This is a genomic window from Nitrospiraceae bacterium (assembly GCA_035623075.1).
Lineage (GTDB): Bacteria > Nitrospirota > Nitrospiria > Nitrospirales > Nitrospiraceae > DASPUC01.
In genome coordinates this window covers 148,582-165,325 of record DASPUC010000020.1, presented here as the reverse complement: position 1 = coordinate 165,325, position 16,744 = coordinate 148,582, and the positions used below count along the sequence as shown (strand labels likewise).

15 protein-coding genes are annotated in these 16,744 nt (G+C 51.0%); all 15 read right to left on the bottom strand.

Going from position 1 to position 16,744, the window contains the following annotated elements; genetic code table 11:
• Positions 1–32: 32 nt before the first annotated feature.
• Positions 33–941, bottom strand: a complete 909-nt coding sequence (locus tag VEI50_04595; protein HXX74384.1) for a hypothetical protein — start codon at positions 939–941, stop codon at positions 33–35.
• A 16-nt stretch (positions 942–957) separates the two neighbouring features.
• Positions 958–2,298, bottom strand: a complete 1,341-nt coding sequence (locus tag VEI50_04590; protein ID HXX74383.1) for a DUF4910 domain-containing protein — start codon at positions 2,296–2,298, stop codon at positions 958–960.
• 47 nt (positions 2,299–2,345) lie between these two features.
• Positions 2,346–2,906, bottom strand: a complete 561-nt coding sequence (gene rfbC, locus VEI50_04585; GenBank protein HXX74382.1) for a dTDP-4-dehydrorhamnose 3,5-epimerase — start codon at positions 2,904–2,906, stop codon at positions 2,346–2,348.
• A gap of 41 nt (positions 2,907–2,947) precedes the next feature.
• Positions 2,948–4,138 (bottom strand): L-2-hydroxyglutarate oxidase, encoded by a 1,191-nt coding sequence (gene lhgO / locus VEI50_04580; GenBank protein HXX74381.1) that lies wholly within the window; start codon positions 4,136–4,138, stop codon positions 2,948–2,950.
• The gene (locus tag VEI50_04575) at positions 4,138–5,391 is read right to left on the bottom strand and encodes a class I SAM-dependent methyltransferase (protein ID HXX74380.1); all 1,254 of its coding nucleotides are present in this window, start codon (positions 5,389–5,391) and stop codon (positions 4,138–4,140) included. The genes lhgO and VEI50_04575 overlap by 1 nt, the downstream gene beginning before the upstream one ends.
• 82 nt (positions 5,392–5,473) lie before the next feature.
• Positions 5,474–6,559, bottom strand: coding sequence for an SDR family oxidoreductase (locus VEI50_04570; protein ID HXX74379.1), 1,086 nt, complete (start codon positions 6,557–6,559; stop codon positions 5,474–5,476).
• 53 nt (positions 6,560–6,612) lie between these two features.
• Positions 6,613–7,683 carry a hypothetical protein gene (locus tag VEI50_04565; protein ID HXX74378.1) on the bottom strand — a complete coding sequence of 357 codons (1,071 nt, stop codon included), beginning with the start codon at positions 7,681–7,683 and terminating at the stop codon, positions 6,613–6,615.
• A 789-nt stretch (positions 7,684–8,472) separates the two neighbouring features.
• On the bottom strand, positions 8,473–8,610 hold the full coding sequence (locus VEI50_04560; protein HXX74377.1) for a hypothetical protein: 138 nt from the start codon (positions 8,608–8,610) through the stop codon (positions 8,473–8,475).
• 195 nt (positions 8,611–8,805) lie between these two features.
• Positions 8,806–8,958 carry a DUF5989 family protein gene (locus VEI50_04555; protein HXX74376.1) on the bottom strand — a complete coding sequence of 51 codons (153 nt, stop codon included), beginning with the start codon at positions 8,956–8,958 and terminating at the stop codon, positions 8,806–8,808.
• Positions 8,959–8,979: 21 nt separating this feature from the next.
• On the bottom strand, positions 8,980–9,375 hold the full coding sequence (locus tag VEI50_04550) for an SxtJ family membrane protein (protein HXX74375.1): 396 nt from the start codon (positions 9,373–9,375) through the stop codon (positions 8,980–8,982).
• 13 nt (positions 9,376–9,388) lie between these two features.
• Entirely contained in the window at positions 9,389–11,263 is a 1,875-nt protein-coding gene (locus VEI50_04545) for a carbamoyltransferase (GenBank protein HXX74374.1), read from the bottom strand.
• 502 nt (positions 11,264–11,765) lie between these two features.
• Positions 11,766–12,260 carry a transcription termination/antitermination NusG family protein gene (locus tag VEI50_04540; GenBank protein ID HXX74373.1) on the bottom strand — a complete coding sequence of 165 codons (495 nt, stop codon included), beginning with the start codon at positions 12,258–12,260 and terminating at the stop codon, positions 11,766–11,768.
• Between the two features lie 50 nt (positions 12,261–12,310).
• Positions 12,311–13,330: an XrtA system polysaccharide deacetylase gene (locus VEI50_04535; GenBank protein HXX74372.1), complete on the bottom strand. Its 1,020-nt coding sequence runs from the start codon at positions 13,328–13,330 to the stop codon at positions 12,311–12,313.
• A 22-nt stretch (positions 13,331–13,352) separates the two neighbouring features.
• Positions 13,353–14,438: a TIGR03013 family XrtA/PEP-CTERM system glycosyltransferase gene (locus VEI50_04530; GenBank protein HXX74371.1), complete on the bottom strand. Its 1,086-nt coding sequence runs from the start codon at positions 14,436–14,438 to the stop codon at positions 13,353–13,355.
• Entirely contained in the window at positions 14,410–16,737 is a 2,328-nt protein-coding gene (locus tag VEI50_04525; protein HXX74370.1) for an XrtA system polysaccharide chain length determinant, read from the bottom strand. The genes VEI50_04530 and VEI50_04525 overlap by 29 nt, the downstream gene beginning before the upstream one ends.
• Between the last annotated feature and the right edge of the window lie 7 nt (positions 16,738–16,744).

Below are 16,744 nucleotides of genomic sequence, written 5' to 3'. Positions count from 1 at the left end.
GTCCTTGCCTCCAGAGAATCCCGAGGCGCCGATCACAAAACGGGTTTCGTGATCTGAGAGCCCCTCTGATCGTATTCCAGCACGATCTCTTCAGGAATATGAGCCAAATCCACAGCCCGCAAATAATCGTTCATCGTAGTTCCGGTGCACGCCGCATCAACATTCGGTGCTCCACGAAAAGCTGTGACATCATCGATGTGCACAGTTCTGAAATCGATGCTGAACCGCGTGACGCCGGATGTGTTCGGGACGCTCGAGTGCATCTGCGCAGCTGAAAACAAGATAATTCCCCCGGCCGGACAGATAAGCCGGATCTGCGGGTTCAGCTCCATCGGTTCGGTCGCGCGCGGAAGTGGCCGCGGATCCTCTTTGAGGTATTGTGCCGCGTTATAACGGAAAGTTTTATTCCATTCGGTGTAGTTGTATTTCGCGGAATCGTTAACTATTGGCTGCGTCCAATACCGAGGATGGAAAGCCATAGTGTTTTCTGAGACGATTTCGCAAATTGGAATCCACCAGTTAATCTGACAAGTCGGGGCTGAATACCATGTATCCCGATGTGGGTGCCACGCGTAGGCAATTCCGGTAGTGAGGTAGCCGTCGCTCGTGGAACTCCTCATTCGGGGAACATCGAAGTAAGTTTTCTCAAGATCGCAACCCATTTCGACGAGAAGTTTCTGAATGTACTCTTTCGATTTTTGGTGATGTATGAAGTTTGGCTTTATTTTTCCGAGAATTGCTGCATATTCCTCGACAGGCATCATTCGCTGTGCCACACGTGGGTCGAGACCTCCAAATCCTTCTTTGATGATTGTCAGCGCGAATTCGCAGAACGCTATGCTACTCGGGCGTGGTGAATAAACGAACAGTTGGCCTTCATAGAGCTGTTGTCTTCTGATGTCATCGCTGGCCGGCGAGTCAAAGTACACCGTGTTCATCATAACGGACCTCCGAGTCTTAAGAGGTATGGGAGCCGCTGCAATTCCTTAAAAGTCCTCGACCGACTAGTGCATCTGCCGCAGCAAGTATAACTCTGAAGGGTAGGCCTGCACGTTCTGCAATGTCCAAGAGGAAATGCTGTCCGTCCGATAAGTTAAGCGTCCACAGCATTGCAGATTCATTCAGCGGTTGATCGGTCTGTCCTCCCATGGAGCGATAGAGTCCGCGTTTCCCTAATTGGGGTTCGCATTTGGGATTCTGGTTGAGATAGCATTGGTTTTGATCCAATACCTGCATGACGTTGAGATACATTTCGAGCGACTCCCCCAGGGAGTCGGGCTGGACAAACTCCAGATTGTCCGCTGAGGTATGGTACTGGGGGAACTCAGCGTGAGGAGTTCTGGTCAGCGATCCAACCGCAAGGTTGAATCCAGGGGAGCAGTATTGCCGTTCGTCATATCCGTAAGGTGAGAATTCCCGAATTTGGTACCGTTGACCAGAATGCTTCAAGACATGTTCGACCGCCCTATCAATTTCGGCATTCCCATGACGGCTCTTCTTATAGGTGAAAGGTCCGGAATCTCCCACGCAGGCAACGACGAGGCCGTGCTTGATTCGGGCACAACGACTTTCATTGCGCGAAAGCCAGGTGATGGATCCAATTGCGCCAGGAATGAACAGAAACCGGAAAGAGTGGTGCCTGTCACAGCCCGATAGATTTACAGCGAGAAAGGTAGCCAATGCGAGGCCTGAAAGATTATCGTTGCACAACGAGGGGTGGCAGCTATGACATGAAATCAGGATTTCGTCGGCCTTTTCTCCTGGAAGGAGGTATTCCCCGTAAGTGAGATGTCCATCAGTGAGCGTTGAATCGATAACGACCTCGTAATCTCCTGGTTCAAGGGTTTCCAGTTGCGCGTTGCTGAGACAAAAGCCCCAGTTTTCCTTATAGTAGGAAGTCCGATAAGGGATCCAGTTAGGGTGTAGCGGAAGAGAAAAAAGGTGTGGTTTCAGTTCTTCAAGCGACACCCTAGCCCGAATAGGAACGCTGTAATTGACCACATGGAGATTCGACTGTTTGAAGTCGACGATTTTTTCTCCTTTTGGATCCCTTATGTAGGCGTCCCGGATATTCCATTCCTTGGGTACTATCCAGTCAAACACCTGAGTGCCGGACGGCACTTCGTGAACCTGCAGGGGAATATGTCGCTGGAGCACCCGTAGCGTATCCCGCACTCCATCTCCGGTGATGCTTCTGCAGATCGGGTAGAGTTCGGCGGCAAGCCTGTGCATATCCGTCCCGTTTTTTTTCCGATCAAAGCGCTCAATTAAATTGGTTAAAAGCATTGGGTTGGTCACCCCTCACATGGGGCTCATTTATGAGGCCACTGGGGCCATGCCGATTCTTATTCCAAGCCTGCCGCAGTCAAGAACTGGCCTTTCGAAGAATCCTGATACTTTTGGTCTTTCGGGGAAATGATGCTGGGAGCTTCGGGCCACTGGATCTGGAACAGCGGATCATTCCAACGAACCCCGCGTGCATAATTGGGTGAGTAGAACTCAGATATTTGGTAGAACACTTCCGTGTCCTCCTTAAGGGTCAGAAACCCGTGGGCGAAAAGCTTTGGGATGTACAACATTCTCCTGTTTTGCGATGTAAGCTCGACACTCAGCCACTGGAGAAAGGTCGAGGAATCCTGGCGAAGGTCAAGAATAACGTCGTAGATCGCTCCCTTGGTGCAACGAACCAGTTTGGATTCTGCGAATGGGGGAACTTGATAGTGCATCCCGCGTAGCGTCCCCCTCTTCTTGTTGAATGAGACACTGCACTGGACCAGGTTAGGATCGAGGCCGTATTTGTGGAACTCGCGCCGGCACCAGGAACGTGCGAAGAAGCCGCGATCGTCCTCCAAACGTTCCATTTCGACGATGTACGCTCCCTTGAGCTTGGTTTCAGTAAAGAACATGTCCGTCACGCGGTTCGAGACAGATAGGTCTCCGCGAAAGACTACTCCATAATCTGGCTCACGATCGCCTTGCCGATTGCGATAGAGGCGGTGGCCGCTGGCGACGGTGCGTTGCAGACGTGAATGGACTTTTGTCCTCGAATAAGCACGAAATCGTCTATTAGTCGCCCATCACACATGAGAGCTTGTGCCCTGACTCCGGCTTGGCTGGGCACCACGTCGTCTGCCTGAATCTCGGGAATCAGTCTCTGGAGGCTGCGTACAAATGCTCGCTTGCTCCAAGAGCGTACTATTTCTTTCGCTCCCTCCTGCCAATGCTTCTTCGCCAGCTTCCAAAACGCTGGATAAGTCATGACCTCTAGAAAGTCGCGGAGGCTAAAATCCACCTGTCTGTACCCTTCTCGCTTTAAACCGAGCACAGCGTTGGGGCCTGCGTGCACTCCTCCGTCGATCATACGCGTAAAGTGCACGCCCAAAAAGGGAAAGTTGGGGTTCGGAACCGGGTAAATCAGATGCTTGACCAGATAGCGTTTTTCTGGCTTGAGCTCGTAGTATTCGCCTCGGAAGGGGATGATCTTCATCCGGGTAGCCACCCCGCCGAGTTGAGCGACACGATCGCTCTGCAGGCCAGCGCAGTTGACGAGAAAGCCCGTGTGGAACGTGCCCGCGCCCGTGTCCAGCACTGCGCCAACGCTGTTCTGCTTGATTGCTTCCACCTTTGTATTCAATCGCAGGTCCCCTCCTCGCTCCTGCACAATTCGAGCAAGTGTCTCAGCCACTTCACGATAGTTGACAATCCCGGTTGACGGAACACGCAGGGCCGTAATGCCCTGCGCGTGAGGTTCGATTTCTTTTAGCTCGTCTGCCCCAAGTTGTTTAACCGAAAGACCGTTCGATATACCGCGATCGTAGAGATTGAAGAGCAACGGCACCTCGGCCGTCTCGGTTGCCACGATGACCTTACCGCAGACGTCATACTTGATGCCGTGCGTTCTGCAAAATTCCACCATCAAGCGATTGCCCTCGCGGGCGAGAGTTGCCTTGAGGCTTCCCGGTTTATAATAGATCCCGGAATGAATAACTCCGCTGTTGTGCCCTGTTTGATGCTGGGCCAATTGTCGCTCTTTTTCTAGAACCACTATCCGTTTGCGTGGATATCGTTCCCCTAGTGCGAGAGCGACAGAGAGGCCGACGATCCCTCCGCCGACAATGGCAAAGTCGTAAGAGTCCATCAAGGGTATACTCTGACTTCAGGAATTGGCACAACGAACTGTCCTCCCCACTCACGAATATACGCGACTTGGTGCATGATCTCTTCTTTGAAATTCCAGGGCAGAATGAAGATGTAATCCGGCCTCGTTTCCTTGATTTTGTTGGGATGGTAAATCGGAATGTGGGTCCCAGGCAGGAATTTGCCTTGCTTGTAAACGTTTCTGTCGACTGTGTAATCGAGGAAGTCTGTCCTAATTCCGCAATAGTTAAGTAGAGTATTACCCTTGCCAGGGGCGCCGTAGCCGGCGACGGATTTTCCTTTGCGCTTGGCCTCGATCAAAAACTCCAACAGCTTTCGTTTGGTCTCTATAACCTTGTCGGTGAACACCTTATAGGTATCCGTTCGGGTGAATCCCGCTGCCAGCTCTTGTTCTCGGAGTTTTATCAACCGCGCACTGACGGGCTTCGATCGGTCCGTCTCGTGTCGAGCATAGATTCGCAAGGAGCCTCCGTGCGTCGGCAATTCTTCAACGTCGAAGAGGATGAGCCGATGGGCGGCGAAGATCTTTTCGACACTGATCAAGGAGAAATAGGAGAAGTGTTCGTGATAGATGGTATCGAACTGGTTTTCCTCGATCAATCGCATGAGATGAGGAAATTCCATGGTAACCACCCCTTGAGGCTTCAGAATGATCTGCATCCCGCGTACGAAATCATTGATGTCGGGCACCTGGGCCAGTACGTTGTTGCCGATTATTAAATCGGCATATCTCCTCTCGTCTGCCAGCTCGCGCGCAGTCTTTTCGCCGAAGAATTTCACCAACGTAGGAACTCCCTTGGAGTCAGCAACCTTGGCCACGTTGGCAGCTGGTTCGATCCCCAGCACGGGAATGCCCTTCGCGACAAAATGCTGCAGGAGGTAGCCGTCGTTGCTGGCCAGCTCGATCACGAAGCCCTGGGGGCCGAGACTCAATCGCTGACTGATCATCTCCACGTAGTTCTTGGCGTGCGCGACCCAACTCTCCGCATAGGATGAAAAGTAGGCGTACTCGGTAAAAATTTCTGCGGGGTTCACGTATTCCTGCAATTGAACCAGAAAGCACGAGTGACACACGTACACGTGCAATGGATAAAAGGGCTCCATTTGGTTTAATTGATCAGCACGCACGTAGCTTTCACACAGAGGCGACATACCCAGATCGACGAAAGTACACATCAGGGTAGTGCCGCAAAAACGACACTCGGCTCGACCAGAATTTTGCACAGGGTCCATACAAACACCCTTTCTTGCCAGGTTGCGTGTCCTAATGATTTGACGGTGTGGGTATTGCGCCAAAGATCTATGGACAATCCGGCTAATGGGTGGACGCAGCAGTCGCCATGGCGTCGGATTGACTCCATCGAAGCTCGCGGCTCAGTCGCCCGTGCCCGATGAGAAGCTTGATGTGGTCTATTCGTTTGTACCTCTCTCCTTCAAAGTCTTCCAACTTGAGGCCAACTCGTTTGTAGACCTCATAGAGTTGTTGTGCTCCACGGCGAGCGGTCCACTGAGGCTTAAACTCAGGTAACGCGTTGGCAATTTTGCCGAAGTCGGCCCGGTAGCACCGCTTGTCGGGGCCAGCATCTGTCGCAAACTCGATACAGCAGCCCGGCACTGTCTCTTTGACGATCTCGGCGATCTCGCGGATGCGATAATTTTCCTGAGTCTGGCCGACGTTGAAGGCTTGGTTGTGCACGATCTCCCGCGGGGCATGCAATACGGCGATAAACGCGCGGCAAATATCCTCAATATGAACGATAGGGCGCCAAGGAGTCCCATCGCTCTTGAGGTAGACCGTTCCGGAAGTGATCGCCCATGCGACCAGATTGTTCAGCACGATGTCAAAACGGAGACGCGGGGATACTCCGTAGGCGGTAGCACACCGGAGAAAGGTCGGGCTGAAGTCATCATAGGCCAATTTGCTGATATCCTGTTCGGCGCGGACCTTTGAAATGCCATAGGGAGTTACAGGATTCAGGCACGATTGTTCTGTCACAAAATCATCACCGGCTGCGCCGTAGTTGCTACAGGATGAAGCAAATACAAAACGTTTTACTCCGGCAGCTTTCGCCGCTCGTGCGAGGCGTACCGATGCGACATGATTGATTTCGAAGGTCAGCTCAGGATTGAGATCGCCGAGCGGGTCGTTTGACAGGCCCGCGAGGTGGACAACTGCATCAAACCCTTCAAGGTTTGAAGGGGTGACGTCACGAATGTCGTTTCTGAGCGTCGGTACGCTTGAGATTCCGTCTAGGAACGTGCATTGCTTAAACAAACCGGTGTCCATACCAACAACCTCTTGGCCGTCAGCAAGCAACATTGGAACTATTACCGTGCCGATATATCCTTCATGCCCTGTCACAAGCACGCGCATCCTACTATGTTTCTCATTTGATAACACGTGAGCCTCCTGCGTTAATTAGAATAATCAAGTACGTAGAACTCGCCGCGAGCTTATCCCGCCCTTTTTAGCCAGATTTCTCGCCAATATGGGTAGATGCTGCGTGGACAAAAGAACCTTTTCTGGCTATACCAAGCTTGGCATGTCACTCCGTCGAGTACGACGCAATCGTTTGGCAGGTACATCATTTTTCCGGTCCGCTCGTGGATCAGCTTTTCAACGCGCCTCAGGACTTTAAATGTGCGCCCACAATAAGGCACCATTTCAGGATCAAAAGAGAGGCCTCGATTTTTATTCTGCAAGTTCACCGTTTCTAGAATCTCATCGTGTTGCTTGACCTGAACTAGCTCTCCAGGCCGAAGATTTAACGTGATGGCAGGAGCCTTCCCCATCAACTTCCCCTGCTTGTATGGGTAAGGCCAGCGGCCGCGCGATTTTTGTATGAGGTCGTAGGCCCTCACAAGTGCGCGATACCCACCGATACGGAGGAGTTTGGCAAATACCCAGAACATGAATGTTTGGATCAGTTCATCGACTCTCACATTTCTCGAACGGAGATCGCGAATATATTGCCGGGCATCCCACCACTGCAACGGCGATGTTGCCTTAAAAAGTTCTGTGGTTTGGCAAGAAAATATCTCGCCCTCTTCTGGCGTAGTCGTCTGAACCCGTGTCGCTTTGGTAATGGTGTATTCTGAACAGCGCGCAGCTGGGGCTTCTAAGTCGGTTGGACATGGTCTCGCCACATCCTTCGTAGAAGACGGTCCTGCACAAATAGTTGAAGATTCCGGTCTCTTAAGCCAGTCTTCCTTCCAGAAGATAAGGCACCCAGCCTGGCACCCACCATGCGTTTCACCGTCACACCGGACGTCCTCCAGGTGCACGGCGTGCAACATTCTTCTGGCGCCAGTTTGGTTGATGGTGTCACAGGTTTTGTCGGCTCGTTTGATGACTTTGAATCGCTTACCACAATATTTCAGCATCTCCGGCATAAAGGGTAGCGAATCAAGTTTCCCCTGGTCATCCAACGTATACAAAATCTCTTCTCTGCTGCGCACCTCCACCAGATCGCCAGCACGGAGGTTCAAAATCTGTCGGCCCGTGTGTTTAGTGAGCATTGGCATGGCCCATTCGATTGAGAAAATCCACAACAAATCGTCGACTTGCTGAAAATTGGAATGCAATGCGCGAGGTCAAGATGGTGCTGAATTTGCCGACTCCTGAACAAGAAGTACGGCATTGGCTACCACCATTCCAGTGAATCACCAGCTCACCTATGCTTTCTATGATCTCCGGTGCCTGACTCCCTTAACCCCGACTAATCCTCGGGTCAACCGCTTCATGCAAGCCTGACCTATATAAAACCTTCCTTCTTCCTTCGATAACAATACCGCGGAAGAGGGGCGGCACTAGCGGTCTAAACACAGCAACTACACGACTTAGAAACTAACGAGACGCTCGAGATCGACAACGACTCGAGCCTGATAGGCGCGCTTTGAGCAAGAGAACCGCGCATTAAAGACCCGGCATTGACCGCTCAAAGATTGTTTAGACTCCATGAAGCGGGCCATCTTCAATGCGCACAGACTGGCCCGGTGTGAACGATGGTGAATTATGCAGGACGTCTTCATAGTTGGGCCGATTTCTTATGGCTTCGATCATCTTTTTATCGACAATGTCCATGGCTTACAAAACCGCGATGGTGCAATAGAGGCGGCATGGATAATGAACTGAAAGTTACCCATCTCTTATGGAATTGGATGGGTCACGTCGTGCCGTACCAGGATTATATTCTTGCCTCCTTGAAGTCTGGCAGACCAGAGAAGCATTCCTCGCACAAAGCTGTTGTACAAGGTCACATTAATTGGTTCCCCTCCCCGCATTTCTGCCCAGTCGCTCCACTGTACGACCGCCTATATGAAGTAATGTCCAACAAGGCCGGTTCCGCAGGTGACGAGCAAATGCTTGCCGGATACCTGGGAAAACTCTTCCGATAGATTGTTACAGATATATCGAAGATCCTGCTGGACGACCCCTTGGGCACTCATCATTCCCGCATCCCTCAGTTCGGAAACGACCAGATAAAACCCGCTAGAAGTAATTTCGACGGAGTAAAGGCCTAAAGCCGAAAGCGGCTTCAGTCAACCAGCTGGCTCCATCGCAATAATGATGCATCATACGTTGGCAATATCAAGCTGATGTTTGCCTTAATTCATTGCCCAATAGTGATCTGAGGTTTCGCAGAATTAAAAAAGTGTATAGATAAAGGGTGCCACCGCCGAACCTTGCGTCAATGCAATCAGGCTCCCTAGCAACAAAAGAACCATTACAATAGGCAGCAGCCAGAATTTTTTTCGTTCCTTCATAAAGGCCCACAATTCCAACATAAACTCGCCCATATCGCACCTCCTGCGGATTTCTTAAAATTGAAACCTCATGTGTCCTCGAGGTCGAGGCTTTCGAACCACGCGATAGCTTGGACTTGCTTCTGCGATCTCATGCCTCATCGTGTCCTTGCCTATAAGCCGAAACATCAACCCGATGGGCGTCACGAGCCCATAGAATACGATGCCAAGGAGGATTCGCGTATTAATCCATCCTAAAACATGACCAATCCACATCCATACCTTGTGGACCGGCGCCAGAAGCATAGGCAGCACGGCGCCTAAGGCCATTAAGACCACACCCAGACCGAACGCCCAAAGGCGAAGCGACTGTCCGCGAAACATCAAAGGCCACAGCCCGATGACCACCAGGATACCGCCTACCACAAGACCGAAGTCGCGCAATTGTTTCTTGTTTGTATCTTGATTCATTCACGCCCTCTGTTTAATCCAATTCAAATTCCTTCTTCCAATCAGAGTCGCTCCCGAGCGGTTTTTGGTCTTCCTTTATGAGAATGAAGTTTTCCAACACGAGCACATCCATTTCCGTCCGCATGAAACACCGATAGGCATCTTCGGGAGTACAGACAATCGGTTCGCCCCGCACGTTAAACGAGGTATTGACCAGGGTGGCACACCCGGTCTTCTGTTCAAACGCCTTGAGCAACTTGTAATAGCGTGGATTCGTCTCTTCATGAACCGTTTGCACTCTCGCCGAATAGTCGATGTGGGTGACCGCGGGAATATCTGAGCGCGGCACGTTGAGCAAGTCGATGCCCCAGAGTCCCTTCTGATTCGGATTGCACGGCAGTCGCCGCTTTTCGATCACCGGCGCAACCAGCAACATATATGGGCTGTCGCAGTTCATCTGAAAATAATCCGGCACCCGTTCCCGGAGCACCGAGGGGGCGAAGGGCCTGAAGGACTCTCGATACTTGATCTTGAGGTTCATCACTGATTGCATCTTGGTATTCCGCGCATCGCCCAGGATACTGCGTCCGCCGAGGGATCGAGGTCCGAACTCCATGCGGCCCTGAAGCCACCCCACTACTTTTCCTCTTGCTAGATCTTCAGCGACTTGATCATATAAGTCCTCGTCTTCAAGCCGATTGTAGACCGCCCCGATGATTTTCAGCCTGGCTTCAATTTCGTCGTTGGTGAAGGCTGGGCCAAGGTAGCCTCCTTTCATTTGGTCTTTCCTATGGTCGGCTGTCCTTGGCTGATTATCATGCTGATACCACGCACTGAGTGCTGCCCCCATCGCTCCGCCAGCATCACCAGCGGCCGGTTGAATCCAGAGCCCCTTAAAGGGTCCCTCTCGTAAGATGCGGCCGTTCCCGACGCAATTCAGAGCGACGCCTCCTGCAAGGCACAGGTATGCCGCCCCAGTCTCGCGATGCATCGTCCGTGATAGCCGCAACATTACTTCTTCGGTCACTTCCTGAATGGAGCGAGCCAGATCCATCTCGCGCTGCCCAAGTTTTGACTCCGGCGTACGAGGCGGCCCCCCAAATAACTCATCAAACTTGCGGCTCGTCATAGTGAGCCCCGTGCAATAGTTGAAGTAATCCATATTCATCCGGAACGTACCGTCCGGCTTCAAATCCAACAGGTGATCGTAAATGGCCTTCACATACTTGGGTTCGCCGTAGGGAGCCAGTCCCATCACCTTATATTCGCCGGAATTCACTTTGAAGCCGGTGTAATAGGTGAAAGCGGAATACAGAAGGCCTAGGGAGTGTGGGAAGGGGATCTCCCACAAAGGTGTCAAGGTATTGCCCTCTCCCAACCACGCAGAGGTAGTGGCCCATTCGCCAACGCCGTCCATACATAAGACCCCTGCCTTCTGATAGGGAGACACAAAAAATGCCGAAGCCGCATGCGATTCGTGATGTTCGCCAAACAAGAATTCCGGCAAGTCAGAGCGTTCGAGGCCGTCGGCACATGCCAGCACTTCTTTTTGAAGCAGGCTTCTGAGCAGTAGCTTTTCTTTCAACCACACTGGCATTGCCGCTAAGAACGACTGGAGCCCCTTAGGAGCAAAACAGATATAGGTTTCCAGAAGTCGTTCGAATTTGATGAGCGGCTTGTCATAGAACACGATGTATTTGAGATCTTTGATGCCGATATCTGCCTGGGCTAGGCAGTATTGCACTGCTTGGCGAGGGAAGCCTGGATCGTGTTTTTTTCTCGTGAACCGTTCCTCTTGGACGGCAGCGAGAATGTCTCCATCACCTAACAGACAGGCTGCGCTATCGTGATAGAAGGCAGAGATGCCCAGGATATAAGTCGGCGCCCTCACTGTGTTGTTGACCGCCATTTTATTTCCCTGTTCGGTTTTCCCCTATCGCCGTTATATTCGAAGTCAATCTCTTGTTTGCGACCACCCTACTCCTATGTTCAAAAAAGCGTGATTCGTCTGGAATCGAGTAAGCTAACCATTCGCAGTCGCTTGAAGTAGCTGGGCGTCTATATCTCCCAAATATATTTCGCCCGCCATTTGTGAAAGCTGGGAACGGCAGATTTGATGACCTATGCAAGCGTTCAGGAATAGGGTCAAGATCATCTTGTCCATGTCTATACTCATCTATATCTAGACCGTCAATCCCTTCGGGTTTCAGAGGTTCATGCACAAGCTACCGCCATCCCGGTGCACGACCGGTTCTACACTGCTTTGCCATTGAAGACAGCGGTCTTTCATCGCCGACTAGAATCGCTGTCGCCTAGCCTAGGGAAACGGCTTCACTGCAATCCAACTAAAGCTCCCCCGAGATTGCCTCTCGCAAACAACGGGAAGGCATCATCAGCAGAGACTCAAAAATTCAGGCATTCACAACATTCGCCAAATCCACCACAATCCTTGCTTGGTATGATAGCGCTCGCAATAACAGCACTGCTCGCTGGTTGCTGGATACCACCTGGCGCTCAAAGATCGCTTCCAGTCCTCGCAAGGGTCCTTCCTGTATTTGCACACGCTGACCAGATCGAAATGACCGGTTTGGCATGGTTACGTACCTAGTTTGAAGCCTGGACTTAATTGCAGTGATCATTTCGTCATCGACTGTCGCAGGTGTCGATCCGAACGTCACGATGGTACTCACTCCTCTGGCATAAAGGACGGACCGATGCTGGTTTTTCAGATGAAATCTAGCAAACAGGTACCCAGGAAATAGGGGAGCGACGCGGATTCGTTGTCGTCCACGAATCTCCTTGCCTTCCCTGAGAATCGGACAGTAGGTTTCCACACCCAATAGCTGAAGATTCAGTTCCGCGACCCGTTCCTGGTGGGGTTTGGCTTTCACTACGTACCAAAACATCTGGTGCATCCTGTCCGGGCATGGCAGACTCGAATCAACTCTTGTGGAGTTCATAAGTCGACCTGCGCTCCTATGACATTGCTGTATACTGTACCCTCGTCAACACTCTGAAAATGCATCTGACTTTGTGCATTGGCTTTATCAGCAGGCGCTTTAGCTGCTTGATCCCTGGTTCCATTCTTGCGGTCGTACGAGTGGCCACGAACCAATGATCCAAGACGCTCAATGAACATTTGATTGATCGGCGCGATCACTTCGCGAATAGGACCAAACTGGTAGTCGTCCAGGAGACGCGCCAATCGTTCTTCAGTTTTTCCCAAATTAAGGTAATGTCGAAACCGTGAAATGAAGGAGCCCTTCATCTTCGGTTGCTCAGGGTCAAGCTCCCATGGATGGAAGTATAGTACCAACTGACGACCTTGCGTTTCGACTCGCTTCATCAGTCGATGCAGTATTGGATACGGGAATAATCGAAAGTATCCTCCGCCGGCGATGGGCAAGGTTACTCCTCCTAGCTTTACAGTAGAAGGGGGTATCTCCCAAAGCAGCCCCGAATCAGTTTTGAGCTGATGGGACCATGGATACATTCCAGGCATCCCGTACCGATCATGAAGGATTGGGAAGATGCTAGAGTCATACGTGTAACCTTCTTCCGCCAATATGGATATCGCCCATTTAGTCTCCTGCGTTATGGTGAACGAAGGAGCGCGGTATCCATGGACTGCACTACCGAGAAGATCCTCAAGGATTTGTTTGGCCTTCCGCACATCATTGCGAAACATTGTTGGTGTCTGCTCCGTAATAAGCTCATGTGCGTATCCGTGGGACGCGATTTCATGCCCGCATTCCGCGAGCCGACGTATAAGACTCGGACGTCGCTCGGCGACCCAACCCAGAACAAAAAAAGTTGCCTTGACACGCTTAGCTTCGAGCAAATGCAGTATCTTCTCTGTGCTCCGTTCAACCCTGCTTTCGAAGAAATCCCAATGACGACGTCGCATCGGGGACGCGAATGCTGACACCTGAAAGTGTTCTTCAACATCAAAGGAGAGGCAATGTCTGATCGTCATGTTTTCTATTCCGTTAATTAAGCTAGCGCGCACCTTTACAGAAAAGCACGACACTCAGTGTTTCCATCAGGATGAGCAAATCTAAAGCAGGCGACATATTCTTCACGTAGAAAAGGTCATACTGAAGCTTTCTATGGGCATCTTCCGCTGAAGCTCCATATCGGAACCGTACTTGAGCCCACCCTGTGATGCCTGGCCTTACAGTGTGGCGGATGTCATAGTAGGAGATCTTGGCTCGCAAGTCCTGAACAAACATAGGACGCTCGGGTCTTGGTCCTACCAAACTCATTTCTCCCACTAGCACATTAATAAGTTGTGGCAACTCGTCAATCCTTAATTTTCTAAGCCATCGGCCGACTCGTGACACCCGTGGGTCTTTGATCTCGGCCCACTGGGGTCCCCTTTTCTCTGCATCTTTTGACATCGACCGAAATTTCCATATCATGTACGGTTGGCCTCGTAGTCCAACACGCATTTGCCGATAGAATACTGGACCGGGAGAATCGAGCTTGATTAAGAGGCCGACCAAAACAAATAGTGGCAATAGAATAATTAGTCCACCAACAGAAGCAATGAGGTCGAAAAGTCGCTTTGTCAGTCCCGTGAGCATGCGCCTCCGGAAGCCAGTCGAAAAGATGAGAGCGCTGGGCCTCAGACAGTCAATTAAAAGACGGCCAGACCCCTTTTCCAAGAGACGATGGCCATCGACTACTTCGAGGCCCATTGTCTTAATGTCTAGGAGCGTCTGTACCGGCAATGTAGCCCTCTGGTCTTCGAGGCAGACTGCGACAGTATGAATCTGCCAACGCTCCACAATCTCAAACAATCGATCAATTGTTCCGAGAAAGAGCGGACTATGAGAGCGTCGAGCCTCCAAGCCCCGATCTTTATCCACATATCCAACAACTTGGGTAAAGCTGAATCGTCTGGCTTTCAATGCCTGAATTAGGTCAGCCGCTAACATTCCACCGCCTAATACCAGAAGCCGGTTCCTTAAACTAAGAAAAGAAAATCGACCTGCACAATTTTTCTGTTCGGGCACAACCGTATCAAGAATCACGTGCCCTTCCACCCCGTATTCAGTGCTTGGGACTGTCGGCAGTAGCATAATAGTCACCAAATAGGTAATAAGATGGCGATTCGCTCTCCTGCATACCTGTCAGAATAATCCCTGCTTGGGTTTTGTGCTTGAGCGTGCTCATTGCCTTCGTAACTAGATCTCTTCTTGTTTCACATGACCGGATGACTAGAACCAGAATATCGGCCATGCTATCCAGGATGTTCATGTCCGCTAGAGGTAAAATAGGCGGCGCATCCAGTATGATGTACTCATACTGAGAACGCAGATCGGTAAGGAACCGGGACAGCCTTCGCACCTTGAACAACTCGATCGGTCGTTGTCCTGATGAACCAGAGGGCAGAATCCACAGAGGGGACTCATCCACTTGGCGCAGACAGTCTTGCAGAGAGCACCCTTCATCCTGAAGAATCTTAACAAGGCCGGGACCATGCGCGACCCCCGCGTAGACGTTCAGCTTTGGCTTCTTGAGGTCGCAATCAATCAAGAGAGTTGTCTTCCCCAAATCGTGAGCAAGGGCATATCCCAGGTTTAAGGCCGTGGCTGTTTTGCCTTCTCCTTTTAGAGCGCTCGTCACGACGATCACGGTACTCTTCCGCTCCGTACTCATGAGTGCCAATCTGGTTGCTGCAACCCTGTACTGTTCAGCCACCACTGAGAGGGGTCTCCATTTCATGATGAGATTGAGGTCAGGGATCGCTCCTCGACCCACCGTCGGCTGTTCCTTTTTCAGCTTTCCGTTGTTGAGATCTAATGCCCCGCTCGCTCCGGACAAAAGGGTTTTAGACGTCAACTTTTCAGCGCTCGTCGGTTGATCACTCCGAAACATGAGGGCCTTTGTTGGGACATTAAATGCTGTGCGAAATGCTGGGATCTCGGCGAGGATAGGAAGGCCCAGCGAATGTTCGGCTTCTTCACCGAAGCGAAAGCCTCGCCGAAACGATTCCAACCCGACTGCTGTCCCGAAGGCCAGCCCGCATCCGCCAAGAAGTCCCGCCATCATGATCTTCACGAAATCTGGACTCTCAGGTCTTTCTGGCAGATGAGCTGGATCGATGATCCGGAATTGTTCTCCCTTCTGGCGCTTTTCCAAATTCACCGAGATTTGGGCATTGATCCTTTTCTCGAGCAACGACTGATAATTTTTCTGCATATTTTCATAATCGCGAAGCAAAGAGGCCAACTGCTGCTCTCGCATTGGCGTTTTCTCTACTCGTGCCTCGTACACCCTAATCTGTTTTGCGATTCGATCCTGTCGTTCTTTCAGCGAGGCGAGATCCGTCTTGACCTCGTTCCTCTGTCTGAACAATTCTTTCTGATAAGGATCAAAAGTTTTCTTGTCGGACTTCTTCTCGGATTTCCTTTCGGATGCCTTTTCTGCACTTGCTGAGTCTTCACGGAGAATTCTCGTGTCCGTCTCCTCGGTAGACGTAGTCCTTAGCTTCGCAATCTCCTGTTTTAAATGGACGATGTCAGGATATGTGTCTTTATATGTGGCTGAAAGGGCAACCAGAGTTCGTTCCAATTCCTGGAGACGCGATAGCTTTGGCTCCATTTTTCCTGAAGAGCCAGGGATCAGTGCACCGGCGACAGAACTGGCAGGACTCGAAACATCGGCCACTTCGTATTCTTTGATAGATTTTTCAATTTGTCCGAGCCGTTCGTTCAGCTTACTCACTGCTTCAGAAGTTACCGTGAGATCAGTTTGCAGTCGGTCAAGGGAGCGCAAGTTTGCTTCTTCCTGACCTGGCAATTCACCCATATGCTTCAACTTGTATTCGCTGATGGCCCTCTCTTTTGCATCCAACTCTGTTCGGGCAGCGTCGAGTTCGACTTGTAAAAACTCGGTCGCTTCGCCAACAAGCTGCTCACGCGTTTTCAGAGTTTGTTCAATGAAAAGATCCGCCAGCCGTGCTGTGACCTGTTGGGCCAAGGTTGGACTCTCGTCTGCAAAAGAGATTACAAAAGCGTGTTCACGTGTCGTCGCGATCTTGACGCGATTCCGCATTGGCTCGAGAATGTCTTCGGCACTTTTGCCAGCGGGGTAGAGCCTAAATTCTTCAATCACCCTACCTAGTAGTGCACGGCTGAGAATTATCTGTTGTATCGTCGCCATTCGGTCTACAGGTGCTTGGGTGACGACCCCTTTAACGTAGTTCTCGGGAACTCTTTGATTCTCAATAATGATCAAAGTATTGGACCGATACATTTTGGGTAGCACAAGATAGGTCACCCACGCTACTGCAAGCGAAAGGACAATTGTTCCCGAGATAAGCCATTTTCGTCGGCGTACAATTTCCCAGTAATCGTGGACCGTATATGTTGGCATATTCATA